Raw genomic sequence first — 2,034 nt, 5'->3', positions numbered from 1 at the left:
GAACGCTATATCTGAGACCGAGACCTACAATCTCGACAAGAAGCAGCACGCTCTGATCATGATCGACCGCCTGAATTCTGTGATGCGAATGTGATGGCCCGCTCGGGATGGCAATCGCCATGCCGATAGGATATCCACCCCCACAACTCACATTCAGACTTTCATGACGGTTCATTCATGTCACGCGACACATTCTACATCACGACGGCGATTTCCTACCCGAACGGCAAGCCGCATATCGGCCATGCCTATGAGCTGATCGCCACCGACGCGCTTGCCCGCTTCCAGCGCCTCGACGGCAAGCAGGTGTTCTTCCTGACCGGCACCGACGAGCACGGCATCAAGATGCTGCAGACGGCGCGCAAGGACGGTGTCACGCCGCGCGAGCTCGCCGACCGCAACTCGGCCGAGTTCAGGCGCATGGCGACCGTGCTCAACGCCTCCAACGATGACTTCATCCGCACCACCGAGGAGCGACATTACGCGTCCTCGCAGGCGATCTGGAAGGCGATGGCCGCCAATGGCGATATCTACAAGGGCGGCTATGCCGGCTGGTATTCGGTGCGCGACGAGGCCTATTACGGCGAGGAGGAGACCGAGCTGCGCGCCGACAATGTCCGCTACGGGCCGCAGGGGACGCCGGTCGAATGGGTCGAGGAAGAGAGCTATTTCTTCCGGCTTTCGGCCTATCAGGACAAGCTCATCGCGCTTTACGAAAGTCAGCCCGACTTCATCGGCCCCGCCGAGCGCCGCAACGAGGTGATGAGTTTCGTCAAGTCGGGGCTGAAGGACCTGTCGGTCTCGCGCACCACTTTCGACTGGGGCGTGCCGGTGCCCGGCGACGAGAAGCACGTGATGTATGTGTGGGTCGACGCCTTGACCAACTACATCACCGGCCTCGGCTATCCCGATGAAAACGATGATAAATGGAAGTTCTGGCCGGCTGATGCTCACATCATCGGCAAGGATATTGTGCGCTTCCACGCGGTCTATTGGCCGGCCTTCCTGATGTCGGCGGGAATCCCGCTGCCCAAGCGCGTCTTCGGCCACGGCTTCCTGTTCAACCGCGGCGAGAAGATGTCGAAGTCGGTCGGCAACGTCATCGACCCGTTCACCATGGCCGAGCACTACGGCGTCGACCAGGTGCGCTATTTCTTCCTGCGCGAGGTGCCATTCGGACAGGACGGCAACTACAGCCATGAAGCGATCGTCAACCGCACCAACGCGGATCTCGCCAACGGGCTCGGCAATCTGGCGCAGCGCTCGCTGTCGATGATCGCCAAGAACTGCGGCGGCGTGGTGCCGAAGCGCGGCGAATTGACGGAGGCCGACGGCGCCATCCTCGATCAGGCGGTCGAAGCGCTGGCGACGGCACGCAAGGCGATGGCGGAGCAGGGCATCCATCTGGCGCTGGCGGCGATTTTCGGCGTGGTGGCGGAAGCCGATCGCTATTTTGCTTCCCAGGAACCCTGGGCGCTGCGGAAAACCGATCCCGTGCGCATGGAGACGGTGCTGTGGACAACGGCAGAACTCGTCCGGCGGGTGACGGTGCTGTGCCAGCCCTTCATTCCGGGATCTGCCGCGAAGCTGCTCGACCTGCTGGCGGTACCGGCGGACAAGCGCAATTTCGAGCATGTCCATGCCGACCATGCGCTGGTGCCGGGCACGGCCCTGCCGGCGCCCGAGGGCGTGTTCCCGCGTTATGTCGAGCAGGATGCCAAAGCCTGATGCTGGTCGACAGTCATTGCCATCTCGACTTTCCGGACTTCGCCGAGGAGCGGGCGGCCATCGTCGCCCGCGCCCTCGCGGCCGGCATCGGCCGCATGGTGACGATCTCGACACGTGTGAGGCGGTTTCAGCAAATACTTGAAATTGCTGAGACTTTTGATGAGGTCTATTGCTCGGTCGGCACCCATCCACACAATGCGGCGGAAGAACTCGACGTGACCGCCGACGAGCTGGTGCGCCTTTCCGCGCACCCAAAGGTGGTGGCGATCGGCGAGGCCGGGCTCGACTATTTCTACGACCGCGCCC

General features: G+C 62.4%; 2 protein-coding genes. Both read left to right on the top strand.

Annotated features, from left to right (window positions below):
• Nucleotides 1–177 precede the first annotated feature (177 nt).
• Entirely contained in the window at nucleotides 178–1,728 is a 1,551-nt protein-coding gene (gene metG, locus EOA33_RS33670; protein WP_127407577.1) for a methionine--tRNA ligase, read from the top strand.
• Nucleotides 1,728–2,034, top strand: a 307-nt coding sequence (locus tag EOA33_RS33665; RefSeq protein ID WP_190234461.1) for a TatD family hydrolase, incomplete at its 3' end; no start/stop codon positions are given. The genes metG and EOA33_RS33665, both read left to right, overlap by 1 nt.

The organism is Mesorhizobium sp. M4A.F.Ca.ET.050.02.1.1, assembly GCF_003997725.1.
In the GTDB taxonomy this organism is placed as follows: domain Bacteria; phylum Pseudomonadota; class Alphaproteobacteria; order Rhizobiales; family Rhizobiaceae; genus Mesorhizobium.
This window is presented reverse-complemented; position numbering and strand designations above follow the sequence as displayed.